The following is a 16024-nucleotide window of genomic DNA, read 5'->3' on the forward strand; positions in this document are numbered from 1 at the left end:
GCACGGAGGTGCAGACCATTCGCGACACCGGACCGGTAGAGACCTCGGTCAGAACAGCCGCCGCCCGGATCGCCGTGACCGCGCGGGTGCTCGTCGTCCTCGCCTGCACCGCCCTGCTGCCCATCGGCGACCCTCCGAAGGCCGCCGTGGCCGTGGTCGCCGTGGTCGTGGCCTGGCAGGTCGCCTCGGTGGTGAGCGGCTGGTGGCCACGATGGACGGCGGCCGTGGACGCCATCCCGCTCGCGGCGGCCTGCGTGGTGCTGCCCTGGGCCCACCCGCCGCACGGCCACCTGGACCTGGACGACTGGGCCCGGACGGTGACCTCGGTGTGCGTCGGCGCGGCCCAGTTCTCCCTCCGCCCGCGCGACGGCGCCGCCCACCTGCTGGTGACCTCGGCCGCGGTCTGGGCCGGGTCGGCCCTGGCCACCGGCACCGGCTGGGACCTGGGCGCCGCCCAGACGGTGATGCTGCTCTGGCAGGGCGCGCTGGCCCGGGGGCTGATCGTGCTGGTGTCCCGGGGCGCGCGACGGGTGGACGAGCTCGCGGTGGCCACGGCCGCGCTCCGGCGGGACGCGGAGCTCACCGCCGCCCGCCGGGCCGACGTCGAGGACCACCTGGCCGTGCTGCACGACACCGTCGCCGCCACGCTCACGGCGGCGTCGTCGCGGGGCGCCGGCGGTCCCGAGCTGCGCCGCCGCGCGCGGTCCGACCTGTCCCGGCTCGAGCCCGCGCCCCGGACCGCCACGTTCGCCGACCTGACCACGCCACCGGAGCATGGCGGCCTCGTCGTCACGGCCGTGCTTCCGCCGGCCCACGGCGTGCCCGCGATCCCGCCGTACGCCATCAATGCCCTCCTCCTGGCCCGTGACGAGGCGCTGCGCAACGTCGAACGGCACGCCGGCACCGACCGGGCCCGGCTGGAGCTGCGGCTGCCCGCGCCGGGCACGGTGGAGTTGGATGTCGTCGACGACGGTCGGGGCTTCCGGCCGGACGCCGTGCCGGCCGGGGTGCATCTCGGTGTGCGGCTGTCCATCGCGGCTCGGATGCGCCGGGCCGGTGGAGGCGCCCGGGTGGTCAGCGCCCCCGGTCAGGGCACCAGGGTCGAGCTGCGCTGGCCCGCGCCGGATGCGCCATGACCGACATCCGCCGGGCGGTCCGGTGGGGCACCTGGGTGATCGCCGGGGTGCTGCTGCTGGTGCTGTACCGCGCCCAGGCCCTGAACGGCTCCCGGCCGGCCTATCTGGCCAGCGTCGGCGCCTGGGCCGCGACGGCCGGGCTGCTGGCCTGGCCGTTGCCGCCCTACCGGCTGCGGCGGATCCTGGCCGCCGTCCTCGGCGTCGTGACGCTCGGCGCCACCGCCGCCGTCACCCTCACCGTTCCCGCCGCCCTGCAACACACCACCGCGAACTGGGCCGTCGGGGCGAACGGCTGGCTGCTCCTCACGCTCGCCTCGGGCCGCCGGCTGACGACGCTCCTGCTGTGCCTGACCGTCCCGGTGGTGTTCGCCGAGTCGGCCGCCCTGGCCGCAGGCGGGGTCGAGGTCGTGCTGATGACCGCGCGCGCCCTCGGCATCCTCGGCCTGCAGCTGCCGATCGCGCTGGCCGCCCGGGCGGTCGAGCAGTCGGCCGAGGCCACCCGGGTGCTGCACCTGACCCGGGAGGCCATCCGGACCGAGCAGTTCGTGGCGGCCGCCCTGCACGACGATCGGCTCCGCCGGTCCCAGGCGGTCGCCGCCGCGGTCGAGCCGGTCCTGGCCGGCCTGGCCGGGCCCTCCCCCGGCCCGGACGACACGTTGCGGCAGCGCAGCGGCGTCGCGGCGGCCCAGGTGCGCCGGCTGCTGGCCGAATGGCACGGCGCCGGCGGGGACCCGCTCGGCGCCGACCTGTCCACCTGCCTCGACCTGGTGCAGGCGGCGGGCACCCGGGTGGAGGTCGCCGTGCACGCCGGGAGCCTGCCCCCGGAGCTGCGCCGGGCCGCCTGTGACGTGGTGCGGGAGATCGCCCGCCGGCCCACGGCCCGCCTGCGCCTGACCGTCGTGCCGACCCCGGCCCAGCTGTGCCTGAGTGTGGTCGCCCGGACCGACGGCGCCGATCCGGGTTTCGCGCTCACCGAGGTTCCGGCCCCGCTGACGATCCGCACGACGACCATCGGCACGACTCTGTGGGTGGAGCTGACATGTCCCGTCTGAACCCGGCCGTCGCGATCGTCGACGACCACCCGGTGGTCCTGGCCGGGGTCCGCTCCTGGTTCGACGGCGCCGGGATCGCGGTGACCGCGGCGGGCGGCGACCCGCGGATCGCCTGGAGCCCGGACGGTCTGCGGGCCGACGTCGTCGTCCTCGACCTGCAGCTGGCCGACCGGCCCACGGCCTCCTGGGACGCGCTGGCCGACCTGGTCGCCGCCGGTCGGCGGGTCATCGTCTACACGATGCGCGAGGACCGGGAGACCGCGCTGCGGTGCCTGGACGCCGGCTGCGCGACCTTCCTCACCAAGGCCGAGGGCGAGGAGCATCTGGTCGCGGCCGTCCGGGCCGCCGCCCAGGACCTGCCGTACGTGCCACCCGCCCTGGCCGGCGCGATGTCGGCCGACGACACCTCCGACCGCCCGCGGCTGACCGACCGGGAGCAGGAGGTGCTGCTGGCCTGGTTCCAGTGCGAGTCCAAGCAGCTGGTGGCGGCCCGCTGCAACCTCTCCCCGCGTACGGTCGAGGGCTACATCGACCGGGTCCGGGTCCGCTATGCCCGGGCCGGTCGCCCCGCCCCGACGAAGGCCGCGCTGGTCGCCCGCGCCCTGCAGGACGGCCTGATCCAGCTGGACGACCTTTAGGGCGCGAGCGTTAGACCCGGCGCCCCCTGGGTAACCGTCGGCATGGCCCTGGGCAAGCTCGTCGCAGCGATCGTCGGCGGCGCCCTCGTGGTGCGCGTCGCGCGGTCGCGGCATCAGCGCTTCATGCATCCGTCGGGACGATCGTTCGCCGGCGATCTGGAGATCTTCGGGCGCGGTGAGCCCGGCGGGTCGGCGCTGCTGTCCGAGCCGGCGCGGCACGACGTCACGGTGCGCCTCTCCAAGGGGGTGGGCACCCGTGGTGGCCGGGCCGACGTCCGGGGGCTGGCGGTCCGCGTACACCTGCCGTCGGGCCCTCTCGATCTGTTGCTCTCGACCGCCGGACGCGGGCCGGTGACCCGGCATCTGCCCGTGCCGCGGCGCAGCTTCGACACGATGTACGGCTCGATCACCGCCTACCGGACCGGGAGCGGCCGGAAGCTGTACGTCGCCGCCCGCCCCGATCCGGCCGGGCCGCCGCTCGGGCGGTCGCTGGAGTCGCTCGCCCCCGGCAACCGTCTCCTGCTCGCCGTCCGGCACCGGGGCGTCGGGCGTACGGTCGGCCGGGTCACGCTCGGCCAGGAGCTGCCGCCGCCGGTGGACGCCGGCCTGGCCTTCGACGCGGTCCGCAACTCGCGGTCCGACCTGCACCCGAGCGGGCTGGTGCACGGGGTGCGCGCGTTCGCGTACCGGCAGAGCCAGCGCTGGCGGGGAGCCGTACCCGCCAGCCCGGACCACGACGCGGTGGCGCGGACGATCTCACGCCGCTAGGAACTGTTCCAGGTGGCCGGCCACCACGTCGGGCGAGTGAGCCGGGAGGTCGTGCGAGGCGCCCGGCACGACCTCGGCACGGACGTTGGGCATGACCTGGGTCAGGTGGGCGGCGAGCTCGGCCGCCGGGTAGAGGACGCTGTGCTCGCCGAGCAGCACGAGGGTGGGCGTGGTGATGCGGGCCAGGTCGGCGTCGGCGATGGTGTCCGGCAACGGCAGCCGGCGGCGGAACGACATGGTCATCGGCAGCAGGGGCATCAGCGCGTCCTCGCGCAACGTCGCGTTGCGCACCGGCCCGGCCAGGCGGCGCCGGATCGGGCCCGGGGTGAGCCCGGCCAGCCCGCCGGCCATGATCCACAGCCAGAACCGGGCGCCGAACCGGCCGAAACCGCCCGGGTCGAGCAGGGTCAGGCTGGCCGCCCGGCCCGGGAAGGCGAGCTCGTGCCGCACGATCGTCCAGCCCCCGTAGGACATGCCGACCAGGTGGGCGCGTTCGACCCCCAGACCGGTGAGCACTTCGGACAGGAACGTGGCCGCGTCGTGCCCGTCGGCGATCGGGCGGGTCTGCCGGGCGGCGCTGGGCTCGCCGACCGGGTCGAGGCCGATCACCGGGTGGTGGCGGGCGAGGCGTTCGACGTAGTGGTACCAGGTGACGGCGCTGCCGCCGGCGCCGGGCACCAGCACGACCGGGACGCCGTCGGCGGGGCCGGCGCGATAGGCGACGGCCTCGCCGTACGAGGTGGGCACCGACGTGGTGGTGAACGGTGGCCACAGCCGGGTGAGGGCATCCCGGTAGAAGCCCAGGAAGCGTTGTCTGGCACGGTCGTTGGTGAAGTCGCTGATCCTCGTCGCGGCTTTCATGGTACGAACGTACCACGAAAACGAGAGGGGCGGGATGCCGAAGCGGGTGGACCATGACGAGCGGCGGCGGCACATCGCGGGCGCGCTCCTGTGCATCGCCGAGCGGGAAGGGCTGCAGGGCGCGAGCATGCGTGAGGTGGCGGCCGAGGCGGGCGTCTCGGTCCGGCTCGTGCAGTACTACTTCACCACCAAGGACGAGCTGCTGGTGGGCGCGCTGGGCTATCTGGCCGAGAAGCTGACCGTACGCGTACGCACGCGTCTCGAAGCTCTCGGTTCTCCGCCGCCGCCGCGGGAGTTCGTCACCGAGACGCTGCTCGCCGCGCTGCCGACCGACCCGGAGCGGGTACGCGAATCGCGCGCCTGGGCGGCCTTCTACAGCCTGGTGCTGACCGATCCCGCCCTGTCCCGGCTGCACGGCACCGACTATCCCGACCGGCTCGAACGCCTGCTCGCCACCCAGCTGGGGCTGGCCGGGGTGGCCGCGCCCGAGACGGTCGCGGCGGGCCTGCTGGCGATGACCAACGGCCTCACGTCGAGCATCCTCGGCGGGCAGCGCGACGCCGACGCGGCCACCGCCGTGCTCCGACACCACCTCGACCGCGTCTTCGCGAAATAGCTCAGCTTCGCTCGGTAGGGTCGACTCGTGCTGGTGGTGGCGAACGAGGACGGCGAACGCTGGTGGGGCGGCGCGGTCGCCGACGGTGCTCTGATGCCCTTCGGCCCGGGTCACCGGCGCGATCTCGCGTGGTCGGCGGGCCGGCCCGACGATCCCGGGCACGGACCCAACCAGAGCGCTCCCCTGCTGCTGTCCAGCGCCGGGCGCTACATCTGGTCGGAGCGGCCGTTCACCTTCGAGGTCGGCGCCGGCGAGCTGCGGGTCTCGGGCGACGACCTCGTCCTGGACCGGGCCGGCGGGTCGCTGGGTGACGCGTTCCGCGGCGCCTCGGCACGGTTCTTCCCGCCGTCCGGCCGCGCGCCCGCCCGCGAGCTGTTCACCGGGCCGCAGTACAACACCTGGATCGAGATGCCCTACACGCCGACCCAGGACCAGGTTCTCGGGTACGCCCGGCGCGTGCTCGACGCCGGCCTGCCACCCGGCGTCCTGATGATCGACGACTGCTGGTCCCCCGGCTACGGCACCTGGCGCTTCGACCGGGCCCGCTTCCCCGACCCGCGCGGCATGATCGACCGCCTGCACGAGCAGGGCTTCTCGGTGATGCTCTGGCTGGTCCCGTTCGTCAGCCCCGACTCGGCGACGTTCCGCGACCTCGAACGGCGCGGCCTGCTGGTCCGCGACGTCACCGGTGACACGGCGATCCGCCGCTGGTGGAACGGCTACAGCGCCGTCCTCGACGCCACCGACCCCGACGGCGTCGCCTGGCTGCACGGCGAGCTGGACGCCCTGGTCGCCGACCACGGCGTCGACGGCTTCAAGTTCGACGCCGGCGACCTGCACTTCTACCGAGGCACGAACGTCGAGCCGGTCGACCATTGCGAGGCGTGGGCCCGGGCCGGCGAACGCTATCCCTTCAACGAGTTCCGGGCCTGCTGGAAGCGGGGCGGCCGCCCGCTGGCCCAGCGCCTGCACGACAAGCCGCCGTCGTGGACCGGCGACGGGCTGGCGTCGCTGATTCCCGAGCTGGTCGCGCAGGGCCTGATCGGCCACGCCTTCACCTGCCCCGACATGGTCGGCGGGGGCGAGATCGACGCCGTGACCAGGGCCGGCGCCGTCGACCAGGAATTCTTCGTCCGGTACGCCCAGATCGCCGCCCTGGCGCCGATGACGCAGTTCTCGATACTGCCCGACCGGGTCCTCGACGCTCGCCACCGGGCCGCCGTCCGCGCGGCGCTCGACCTCCGGCGTACCCTGCTGCCCTTGATCCTCGACCTGGTGGATCATGCCGCCGCCACCGGCGAGCCGATCGTCCGCCCGATGGCCTACCACTGCTTCGAGCACGTGAACGACCAGTTCCTGCTCGGCCCCGACCTGCTCGTGGCCCCGGTCCTGCACCCCGGCGCCGCCGAGCGCACCGTCCTGCTGCCGCCCGGCAGGTGGGACGCCGACAACGGCGAGACCTTCACCGGCCCGGCCACCATCAGCACACCTGTGGATCTCGAACGGATCCCGCACTTCCGCCGCGCCTGACCGCCGTGGCCGAAGGCCCAGTGCCGAGCCACCGCCGCCACGAGGCTGTCGTGCGCATCCCGCTCGAACCGGGTCAGCGGGCGATGTAACCGCCGTCGACACTCAGGATCGTGCCGGTGATGCCGGACGACTCGGGGGACGCCAGGAAGACGATGGCCCGGGCGACCTCGTCGGGGGTCGAGACACGGCCGATCGGGTGGTTGCTCAGGGTGACGGCCAGGCTGGCCCGCGGGTCGGAGTCGGCGGCTCGCGCCTCGTCCATGAAGCCCGTGTCGACGGCTCCGGGAGCCACGGCGTTGACGCGTACGCCGCGGGCCGCGAACTCGATGGCCAGCTGACGGGTGAGCTGGACGATGGCCCCCTTGGTCATGGCGTACACGCTCTGGTTGGGCACCCCGATCAGCCCGGAGATCGAGGCTGTGTTGACGATGCAGCCGCGGCTCTCGATCAGCGCCGGCAACGCCGCCCGGCTGAACCGGAACACCGGCCGCACGTTGGTGGCGATCAGCCCGTCGAAGTCCTCGTCCGAGGTCTCCAGGATGGGCCGGCGCAGGAACCGGGCCGCGTTGTTGACCAGCAGGTCGAGCCGCCCGAAGGTCGAGACGGCCAGCTCGACCGCGGCGCCCGGCGTGTCCGGCGCGGTGACGTCGGCGACCAGCGGCCGCACGCCGTCGTCGCCGTCGAACGGCAGCGGCGCGATGTCGACCGCGACCACCCGATAGCCGGCCGCGCGCAGCCGCGTCACCACCTCACGGCCGATGCCCCGCGCCGCACCGGTCACCACCGCGGTCAATTCCATGGTTGTCCTTCCTCCATCTGGTAGTACCGTCATACAATCTACGGCATGAACGACGCGCAACCCGAGGGGTTCGACCGCCTGTTACGCGGGGCGATCGACGTGCACGTCCACGGCCGGCCGGACATCTCGGCGGCGCTGCCCCTGCGCGGCGACGACGTGGCCGTGGCGCGGCTCGCCCAGGCGTACGGGATGAGCGGTTGGGTTCTGAAGTCTCATCTGTGGGCGACCATGGACCGGGCGCGGGCGGTTCGCGACCACACCGAGGATTTCCAGGTGTACGGGAGCATCACGCTCAATCCCCCGGTCGGCGGCCTCGAACCGAGCGTCGTCGAGCTGGCCGCCGCGCACGGCGCCCGCGTGGTGTTCCTGCCGACCTGGGGCAACGCGGCCGACGTCGAGCGGGACGGCTACATCGCGATGTTGCTGCGCCGGGTCTCGCCGTCGTTCGCCGAGTACAACGACCGTACGGCCATCGCCCTGCTCGACCCCTCGGGCGCCCTGACCGGCCGGGCGCGGGCAGTCATCGACGCCTGCCACGCGCTCGGCCTCGCCCTGGCCACCGGGCACGCCTCGCTGGCGGAGAGCCGGGCGGTGGCCGCGTACTGCGCCGACATCGGGCAGCGCCTGCTCGTCACGCATCCGCTGCACTACACGCGCGACCCGGCCGAGCTGCGTGACTTCGGTGACATGGGCGCCTTCCTGGAGTTCGCCAACGCGCCGCTGGTGCACCCGGACGGGCACCTGACGATCCGGGACGTGCACGAGGCGCTGACCGCGGTCGGGCCGGAACGGGCGATCCTGAGCACCGACGTGTTCTCCCGCTGGGTGCCGCCCGAGCCCGAGTGCCTGCGCATGTTCGTCGAGCAGTTGGCCTACCTGGGCTGGGCCGACGAGCAGATCGCGATGATGGTGTCCGCCAACCCGCGGGAGTTCCTGGGGGTTACCGCATGAAAGTCTTCCGGGGGGGTTGCCGCATGAGAGTCGAGGACGTCGATCCGGCCGGCATGAGCGACGAGCAGCGGTCGCTGTACGAGTGGTACACGACCGGCCGGCGGGCGTCGCCGGACAGCCCGTTCCAGCTCTCGACGCCGGACGGCAAGCTACAGGGCCCGCCCGCGGTGTGGATCCTCAGCCCGGCCTTCGGGCAGGCGCTGCAGAAGATCGGCGGCGTCGTCCGGTACGAGTCCGCGCTGCCGGCGCGCGGCCGGGAGATCGCGATCCTGCTCGTCGGTCATCACCACCGCAGCGCCTTCGAGCTGTACGCACACACCCGCGCCGGGCGGGCCGCCGGGCTCTCCGAGCATGACCTGGCCGCACTGGCCGACGGTAAGGAGCCATCCGATCTGTCCGCCGCCGAGGGTTCGATTCTGCGCGCCACGAAGGCGATCCTCGACCGCGGCACCCTCGACGATCTCGAATACCGTGACACCGTTGACATCCTCGGCGAGCCCGGCCTGCTCGAGCTGGTCACGATCGTCGGCTACTACAACATTGTGGCGTGGCAGCTCGCCGTCTTCGACGTCCAGCCGCCGGCGGCCTGAGGTGTGGTCGATCTGGATCCTCGAGTACGGCTACGTCGACCGCTTCCCGGCCAGCAACCTGTTCGCCGCGCAACCGAACGAGGGCCATCGGCGCATGCCGTACTGCTTCGGATTGCTGCGCTCGGCCGATCGCACCGTCCTGGTCGACGTCGGGTTCGCCGACCAGGCGATCTACCAACGGCTCACCGCCAAGTACGGGGAGACGCGGTGGCTGGACCCGGTCGACGTGCTGGCCCGGATCGGTGTCGACACCGGTGACATCGACACCATCCTGTTGACCCACAACCACTTCGACCACGCCGGCCGGGTCGCGGCCTTTCCCGGCGCCCACGTCTGGATCCAGCGCCGCGAGATCGACAGCTACGTCGCCGCGACCAGGCGGCCCCGCCGGTTCGAGTTCCTGACCCGCTCCTGTCAGCCCGACCTTACCGACCAGTTGGTAGGTAGCCGGGCCACGCTGGTCGACGGCCACGCCGAGGTCGCGGAAGGCCTCGAGCTGCGGCCCGCCCACGACACCCACACAGCGGGCTCACAACTGGTCGCCGTCACCAATGACACCGATGGCACGTGGGTGTTCGCCGGCGACAACGTCTACAGCTACGAGAACCTGGAAGGCCTGCACGGCGACGGCGTGCTGGCCCCGATCGCGATGACCACCGGCAGCGCGACGGCGTGGCTGGACCTGGCCGACTCCATGCTGGCGAGTGTCAACGGTGACACGAGGCGCATCCTGCCGTTCCACGAGGCGGCCGTCTGGGACCGCTTCCCCTCGATCACGTTCGACGACGGCCTGCACGTGGCCGAGGTCTCCCTGGCCGGCGGCCACCCGAGCCTGCTGTCCTGACCTGCGGTTTCGCGGCGAGGTGGCGGATCCGGCCGGTTCGGAGCATCGTCGGTGGCATGCGACGTTCACGCGGATGGCGGTTCACGGTGCTGGCGGCGCTGCTTGCCGTGATGGCGGCCTGCAGCGACTCCCCGTCCGGCGGGGCCTGGGAGGCCGGGCAGGCGACCTCGGCCGGCCCGTCCGCCGGCCCGTCCGTCAGCCCGTCCGCGAAGCCGCCGGCGGGCAAGCCGGTGCACGTCCGGCTGCTGGAGGGTGACGGCACCACCTGGGGTGTCGGCATGCCCATCATCGCGTACCTGTCGGCCAAGGTCACCGACGCGCGGGCCTTCGCGGCGGCCTCCAAGGTCACCGTCGACGGGCAGCCCGCGCAGGGCGCGTGGTACTTCCAGCGGTCGGCGATCTACCGGGGCTATCCGCTGGAGGCGCACTACCGGACCAAGGAGTACTGGCCCGCGCACGCCAAGATCCATCTCGACCTGCCGGTGAAGGACCAGCCGGCGGGCCGGGGCCTGGTGTTCGACAACAGCCTGACCCTGGACATGTCCACCGGTCCGGCCAACATCAGCAAGGTCGACGGGCGTACCAAGGAAATGGTCGTCACCTCGGACGGCAAGCAGGTGTTCCGCTTCCCGGTCTCGCTCGGCAAGGCGAGCACGCCCACCTTCGGCGGCGTCAAGATCGTGATGGCGAAGAACAAGGTCAAACGCATGACCGGCCCGGGGTACGACCTGCAGGTGCCGTGGTCGGTGCGGATCACCAACTCCGGCGAGTTCCTGCACGCCGCGAGCTGGAACGGCGGCAACATCGGCCAGCGCAGCACGTCGCACGGCTGCACCAACCTGACCGTGAAGGACGCCGAGCGCTACTACCGGTTCGCCCAGATCGGCGACGTGACCAGCTACACCGGCACCGGCGGCCCGACCATGCCGAGCTGGGACGGCTACGGCGACTGGAACCTGCCCTGGTCGACCTGGCAGTCCGGCGGCCTGCTGAAGACCACCTGACCCGGCCGGCTGGCCACCGGGACGGTCGTGCGCAGCGCGACGCAGGCGTAGGATCGGCGGACCGGATGGAGGTCTGCCGATGGCGACTGCGAGGGCCGGAACGGACGGCCGATACCGAGCCATCCTGATCGGCAACTCGACCTATCCCGCCGACGAGCACAACCTCCAGACGCTCAAAGGACCGGTCAAGGACATCGCCGCGCTCAACCGCGCGCTGGTCGACCAGCAGACCGGGATGTTCGCCGACCTCGACGTGACGCTGCTGCCCGAGACGACGTCCCACCGGGCGATCCGGGCGCTGGGCCGGTTCTTCGGCGCCGCGCACCGCGACGACGTGCTGCTGTTCTATTTCAGCGGGCACGGCAAGCTCGACCTGACCGGCCGCCTGCATCTGTGCATGCAGGACACCGACTCGGCCGACCTGCTGGCCACGGCGGTCAGCAGCGCCCGGATCAACGAGTTCGCCGAGGCGTCCCTGGCCCGCGACATCGTGATCGTCCTGGACTGCTGCCACGCCGGCGCGTTCCGTGGCGGCGACCTGCCGGACACCGTCGCCGGCCCGGGGCGGTACGTCCTGACCAGTTGCCGCGGGACCCAGCTGGCCAACGACGCCACGGCCGACAACGGCACCAGCGTCTTCACCCAGCAACTGATCGACGGTCTGCTGATCGCCGCGCCGGATCACGACGGCGACGGGTACGTCGGCTTCACCGACCTCTACACGTACGTCGACCGCCGGATGCGCGAGATCGGCAAGCAGATCCCGCAGCGGCGGGTCGACGGGGACGGCGACGTGCGCCTGGCCCGGTGTCGCGACGCGGAACCGCCCGCCGTTCCCGGCCGGACGCACGCCCCGGCCGACCGGCCGGCGCCGGTGCCGGCATTGGCACCTACATCGGCACCGGATCGGCGACGCCGGATCCTGATCGCCGCCGCTCTCGCCGCCGCGGGTCTGATCGCCGCGGGTCTGATCGCCGTCGTCCACCCGTTCCGGGACGACGACCGGTCGCCGCCGGGACGGGTGGACCACTCGGCCTCCGCGCCGTGGCGACTGCGCATCGAGGACCACCAGATCGGCCAGCACGTCGGGTGCACGGTCACACTCACCGACGCCCGGTCCGGCTCGGAGATCCCGCTGCCGGGTGATGTCTTCGGCGAGCGGACGTTCCAGATATTCCACACCGGATCGTTCCGGTGGACGGCGAACAGTCCGAACTGCCGGCTGGTCCCGCTGGCCGGATCGGGTTCGGCCACACTCCCCTTCGCGCTGCAACTGACCGGGGACAGCGACGTCTTCGCCGCCCCGGCCCGGGTGTCGGTGCAGGTGCGCGACTTCAACAACAACGAGAAGTGCCTGATCTCCCTGCACGACCCGGCCGACGGCTCCGCGCTGGACTTCAGGGCCGCCGTGCCCGGAGCCGACACCGTGATCCTGGACGCCCGCGGCCGGGCGAGGGCCTACGTGGCCGATCCCCGCTGCGGCTTGCTGGTGTCCGCGGCGCCGTGACCTCTCATTCCAGCTTCTCGAGCAGCAGGCCCAGGTGGCGCTTGTCGTGGGCGACGTAGGCGCATGGTTCGGTGATCGGTTCGATGCTCACCCAGCGGACCGAGCTCGTGTCGATCGTCAGGTCGACCACCATGGTGCGGTCATCACCGATCGGCGCCGCCAGCCAGCAGTGGCCCCGGCGGGGATCAGGTCTCCCCAGGTTTTCGTCCATCCTGGAGCCCTGGAACTCGATCCGGGTGTCGTCGGCGTCGACGACGGTCACCGGCTCCAGGCCCAGCCGCTGCGCCACGTTCGCCGGGGTCTCGGCGAGGTAGGTGACGGTCAGCCCGTCGAGCGTGTCCTCGGCCAGGTCCCGCTTGGCGTACACGCACCGGTCGTCCTGATTGACCGCCCGGCGCAACTGGTAGTCCAGGAGCTCATCGGTGGCCACGAAGTCACAGGGCCGTTCCTCGGCCGGGTCGAAGCCACCACAACCGGCCACGGACAGCGCCAGCGCCACGACCACCAGCCACCGGAACGGCTTCCCCATGAATCGGAGGGTAGCGATGTCCCGCCAGGGTCGGAACGCCTGGTCCAGCGACCCGAATCCCGCGATCATCCGGATTCGGCCGGCGGACCGGCGCCGGTGAGGTCGCCGTCTGGTGGAATCGGCCCGCCGTGCCTCGGCATGCGGGCCGATCAACCGGCTCCTCAGCGGATGCGTTCGCCCGTGTCCAGATGCCAGAAGTGCAGGCCGTTGCCGCGGTCACCGGAGGACACCACGGTGCGGCCGCCGACCTCGGCGGCGGCCACACAGGTCACGATGGCGCGATGGCGGCCGTACTTGAACTCGCCGGCCCCTCCGTACGGATCCATGACCAGGACCGCGTCGTCCGCCGCGATCAGCACGACCTCACGACCGGCGGAGCGTGCCACCGTGGCGTGCCGATTCTCTCCCCCCTTCCGCGGGTACTGGCTCAGCACCGCACCCGTGGCGACGTCGACCACCTGCACGTATGCATCGGTCTCCGGATAGTTGTCGTCCTGGGGGTCCCCCTGGACGGCAACTAGTTGCCCGTTCAGCGTCGCCAGCGTGCCCAGGGTGACGGAGTCCTCCGACACCGTCACCGGCTCGGACCGGGGCATGCCGGTGGCGACGTCCCACAGGGCGACCATCGGGTCGTCGTCGCCGTCGTAGTAGGCGACCGTCAACGCCACCAGCCTTCCGTCCAGCACGCCCAGGTCCGCGTGGTTGACCACCACGTCCGCGCCGGTGCGGAGCTCGGCACCGGGCCGGCCGGTCACGGCATCCCAGACGCGGAGGCCGTCCGCGGTGGCGACGCCCACCACCGAACGGCCGTCGACCTCGGCCGTGCCGATCCCGGCGATCCTCTCCCCCAGTTCGGCCAGGAGCTCGCTGTGCGGTGCGCCGGCCCGCTGCTGCCGGCGCAGCACGACGCCGCCCTCGTCGGCGGTGACGAGGATGTCGCGATCCGGGCCGCTGAAGGCGACGTGCGTGACCGGCGCGGCATGGTCGGTGAACGCTGGGCCGAGCGGCAGCCCGGTGGCCGCGTCCCACAGCCGCACGGTGCGGTCATCGCCGCCGGAGGCGAACACCGGGCTGTCCCCCCACCGGCCCGCGGCAACGGTACGAACGGCGTCGGTGTGCCCCTCGTCCGTCGCCGAGGCACGCAACCGCCACAGACGCGGGGCGCCGCCACGTGGGTAGGACAGCACGACCGGTTCGCCGTTCCACTCGATCACCTGCAAGCGGTAAATGGCATCGCTGTGGCCGCTGCTCCACGGCGTACCGATGGCTTCACCGGTGGTGGCGTCCCAGACCCGCACGGTGTTGTCCCGGCCGACGGAAACCAGCACGCTACGGCCGTCGGACATGCCGAGCGCCAACGCCGTCACGGTCTGGGAGTGACCGGCCATCGGTGGCACGACGGCCTCGCCGGTGGCCGGGTCGAACAGGTGGATCAGCCACTCCCCGTCACTTACCGCGATAACCGGGCGGTCACCGATCCGGCCGGCGGCGAAGGCCATGATGGACGTATCGAGCCCCGGGTACGGGCGGCCACATGGTTCACCGGTGGCGGCATCCCACGCATACACCGTGCTGCCGATCTCGACGGCGGCCGCCGTACGCCCGTCGACCTCGGTGAAGACCACCCGGCCCGGGCGAAGCTTGCCGGTGGTCAACGGCTCGAGCGAGACCTCGGCGACCAGCACATCGGCTCGGGGATCCCAGATGGACAGTGCCGCGGGGACGTCCCGGTCGCCGCAGACGACGGCGATCACCGGCCGGCCGTCCAGCCGGCCCGTCGCGGAGCTGGTGATCCCGGGAAACGATCGGTCGAGCCGGGCCACGGGAACGCCGGCCGCGAGATCCCACCGGCGCATCGGGCGCCCGCGCAGGACCAGCGTGCTGTCCATGGCGCCGACGATGTCGCTGTACACCGGCCCGCCGTAGAAAGGGCTGCTGAACTCGGTCGCGGTGCGGGCATCGAACAGGCGCAGTTCTCCGTACGCATCACCGAGGACCACCGTGGGTTGTCCGTCGACCGTGCCGAGCGCTGTCCGGAACACCGCGCCGCCGGTCAGCGCCGCGCGTCGCGTTCCTCCCGCGGACCACTGCCACAGCCGGGTCCCACCGGCGTCGACCGTGACCGCGAAGAACCCGTCGTCGAGGCCACCCAGCGCCAGCCCGGTGCAGTCGCCGTCATACCCGGCGAAGAAGTCCGGGAGCACCTGCTGCCCGCTGATCGGATCCCACAGGACCAGCCGCGGCCCCGACCTTCCCGACCGGCCCGCGAGCAGCAGCGGCCGCCCGTTCACCATGGCCATGTCAATCAACCGGACATCGTCGAACGGCGGAACCGCCGGCAGCTCGACGCCGGCGGTCGCATCCCACAGCGTGACCCTGGTGTTGTTGACACCGTCGAGGAACGCAACCAGCAACCGGCCGTTGTGGTCGACCGCCGACAGACGGAAAACGCCCATGCAGTTGTCGCAGGGGATCGGATCACCGAACCGCTCGCCGGTCAGCACGTCGTACGCCTGCAGCGATTCGATAGTTTTCTCGGTCAGCACGAGCAGGCGTCCCCGGTGCATCGTGAAGTGGCGGCCGGAGAAACGATCGTGCCGCGTAATCAGCGCACCGGTCGACACATCCCAGACCGACAGACCCGGCGCCATGGTGGCCACCACCGGCCGCCCGTCGGCCGTAGCGAGTGCCAGCGCTCTCGGCCGGCTCCCCAATCGGATCGGCGGACCGGCCGGCGAGCCGGTGACCGCGTCGCGGACGACGACGGTCTCGGATTGCGGCCCCAGGGTGGCCAGGAGGCGTCCGGCGCCGAGCGCCAAGACCTCGTGCCGGTCGTAGCGCAACAACGCGCGATCCGGCAGCATCCCGCCGGTGGCCAGGTCGACCGCCCGGACCAGACCGGATTCACTGCCGTGCAGAGCCGGCAGGGCGAGCACCTGGCGCCCCTCGACCGTCACCAGCGCGTCGCCGGAGCTCTCGGTGATCGGCCCGTCCAGCACGAGGTGAGACGGCGCCTCGGGATCCGGCAACCACCCGGATTCCACCGACCGGCCGGGGCCGGCAGGATGCTCCTGCTGCTCGAACGGCATTGCTACCTCCTGGACGTGGCCGACGTTTACCGGACCATATAGTCCGGCTGACTCGCCTCGTCCGCAGTACCCGCGGCAGCCAGGCCTCAGCCGGTCCGCATCCTCAGCGG

At 72.5% G+C, this 16024-nt stretch carries 15 protein-coding genes; 11 read left to right on the forward strand and 4 right to left on the reverse strand.

The genetic code is table 11. From position 1 onward, the window contains the following. Positions 1–8 precede the first annotated feature (8 nt). Genes AB0M54_RS28795 through AB0M54_RS28810 form a run of 4 tightly spaced genes read left to right on the forward strand, consistent with a single transcriptional unit; the run spans position 9 to position 3594 of the window. Positions 9–1136 carry an ATP-binding protein gene (locus AB0M54_RS28795; protein WP_364317740.1) on the forward strand — a complete coding sequence of 376 codons (1128 nt, stop codon included), beginning with the start codon at positions 9–11 and terminating at the stop codon, positions 1134–1136. After that, the gene (locus AB0M54_RS28800; protein ID WP_364474685.1) at positions 1133–2188 is read left to right on the forward strand and encodes a hypothetical protein; all 1056 of its coding nucleotides are present in this window, start codon (positions 1133–1135) and stop codon (positions 2186–2188) included. Before AB0M54_RS28795 ends, AB0M54_RS28800 begins: the two co-directional genes overlap by 4 nt. Beyond that, complete coding sequence (locus tag AB0M54_RS28805) at positions 2176–2826, forward strand: response regulator transcription factor (RefSeq protein ID WP_364474687.1); 651 nt, start codon at positions 2176–2178, stop codon at positions 2824–2826. Before AB0M54_RS28800 ends, AB0M54_RS28805 begins: the two co-directional genes overlap by 13 nt. Positions 2827–2868: 42 nt before the next feature. Further along, positions 2869–3594 (forward strand): hypothetical protein, encoded by a 726-nt coding sequence (locus AB0M54_RS28810; protein WP_364474689.1) that lies wholly within the window; start codon positions 2869–2871, stop codon positions 3592–3594. On the opposite strand, the gene AB0M54_RS28815 is transcribed toward AB0M54_RS28810, so the two are convergent. Then, a complete protein-coding gene (locus tag AB0M54_RS28815; protein ID WP_364474691.1) occupies positions 3583–4455 on the reverse strand; it encodes an alpha/beta hydrolase in 873 nt (290 codons plus the stop codon). The genes AB0M54_RS28810 and AB0M54_RS28815 overlap by 12 nt on opposite strands. 34 nt (positions 4456–4489) lie before the next feature. On the opposite strand from AB0M54_RS28815, the gene AB0M54_RS28820 reads away from it, so the two are divergent. Both AB0M54_RS28820 and AB0M54_RS28825 read left to right on the forward strand, forming a co-directional pair. Beyond that, positions 4490–5071: a TetR family transcriptional regulator C-terminal domain-containing protein gene (locus tag AB0M54_RS28820; RefSeq protein ID WP_364474692.1), complete on the forward strand. Its 582-nt coding sequence runs from the start codon at positions 4490–4492 to the stop codon at positions 5069–5071. A gap of 27 nt (positions 5072–5098) precedes the next feature. Further along, a complete protein-coding gene (locus tag AB0M54_RS28825) occupies positions 5099–6601 on the forward strand; it encodes a glycoside hydrolase family 31 protein (protein WP_364474694.1) in 1503 nt (500 codons plus the stop codon). Between the two features lie 73 nt (positions 6602–6674). On the opposite strand, the gene AB0M54_RS28830 is transcribed toward AB0M54_RS28825, so the two are convergent. Beyond that, entirely contained in the window at positions 6675–7400 is a 726-nt protein-coding gene (locus AB0M54_RS28830) for an SDR family oxidoreductase (RefSeq protein WP_364474695.1), read from the reverse strand. 45 nt (positions 7401–7445) lie between these two features. Between AB0M54_RS28830 and AB0M54_RS28835 the strand changes: the two genes are divergently transcribed. The 5 genes from AB0M54_RS28835 (at position 7446) to AB0M54_RS28855 (ending at position 12296) form a co-directional block, all read left to right on the forward strand. Beyond that, positions 7446–8351 (forward strand): DUF6282 family protein, encoded by a 906-nt coding sequence (locus AB0M54_RS28835; RefSeq protein ID WP_364474697.1) that lies wholly within the window; start codon positions 7446–7448, stop codon positions 8349–8351. Between the two features lie 23 nt (positions 8352–8374). Further along, positions 8375–8941 (forward strand): carboxymuconolactone decarboxylase family protein, encoded by a 567-nt coding sequence (locus AB0M54_RS28840; protein ID WP_364474699.1) that lies wholly within the window; start codon positions 8375–8377, stop codon positions 8939–8941. A gap of 1 nt (position 8942) precedes the next feature. Continuing rightward, entirely contained in the window at positions 8943–9785 is an 843-nt protein-coding gene (locus AB0M54_RS28845; RefSeq protein WP_364317759.1) for an N-acyl homoserine lactonase family protein, read from the forward strand. Positions 9786–9841: 56 nt separating this feature from the next. After that, positions 9842–10789 (forward strand): L,D-transpeptidase, encoded by a 948-nt coding sequence (locus tag AB0M54_RS28850; protein WP_364317760.1) that lies wholly within the window; start codon positions 9842–9844, stop codon positions 10787–10789. A 79-nt stretch (positions 10790–10868) separates the two neighbouring features. Further along, positions 10869–12296: a caspase family protein gene (locus tag AB0M54_RS28855; RefSeq protein ID WP_364474701.1), complete on the forward strand. Its 1428-nt coding sequence runs from the start codon at positions 10869–10871 to the stop codon at positions 12294–12296. 4 nt (positions 12297–12300) lie between these two features. Here the strand turns inward: AB0M54_RS28855 and AB0M54_RS28860 are convergent, their stop codons facing one another. Together AB0M54_RS28860 and AB0M54_RS28865 are read right to left on the reverse strand one after the other, a co-directional pair. Next, positions 12301–12825, reverse strand: coding sequence for a hypothetical protein (locus tag AB0M54_RS28860; RefSeq protein WP_364474703.1), 525 nt, complete (start codon positions 12823–12825; stop codon positions 12301–12303). Between the two features lie 161 nt (positions 12826–12986). Further along, positions 12987–15914: a WD40 repeat domain-containing protein gene (locus AB0M54_RS28865; protein ID WP_364474705.1), complete on the reverse strand. Its 2928-nt coding sequence runs from the start codon at positions 15912–15914 to the stop codon at positions 12987–12989. Between the last annotated feature and the right edge of the window lie 110 nt (positions 15915–16024).

Source organism: Actinoplanes sp. NPDC051470, from assembly GCF_040682035.1.
GTDB lineage: Bacteria > Actinomycetota > Actinomycetes > Mycobacteriales > Micromonosporaceae > Actinoplanes.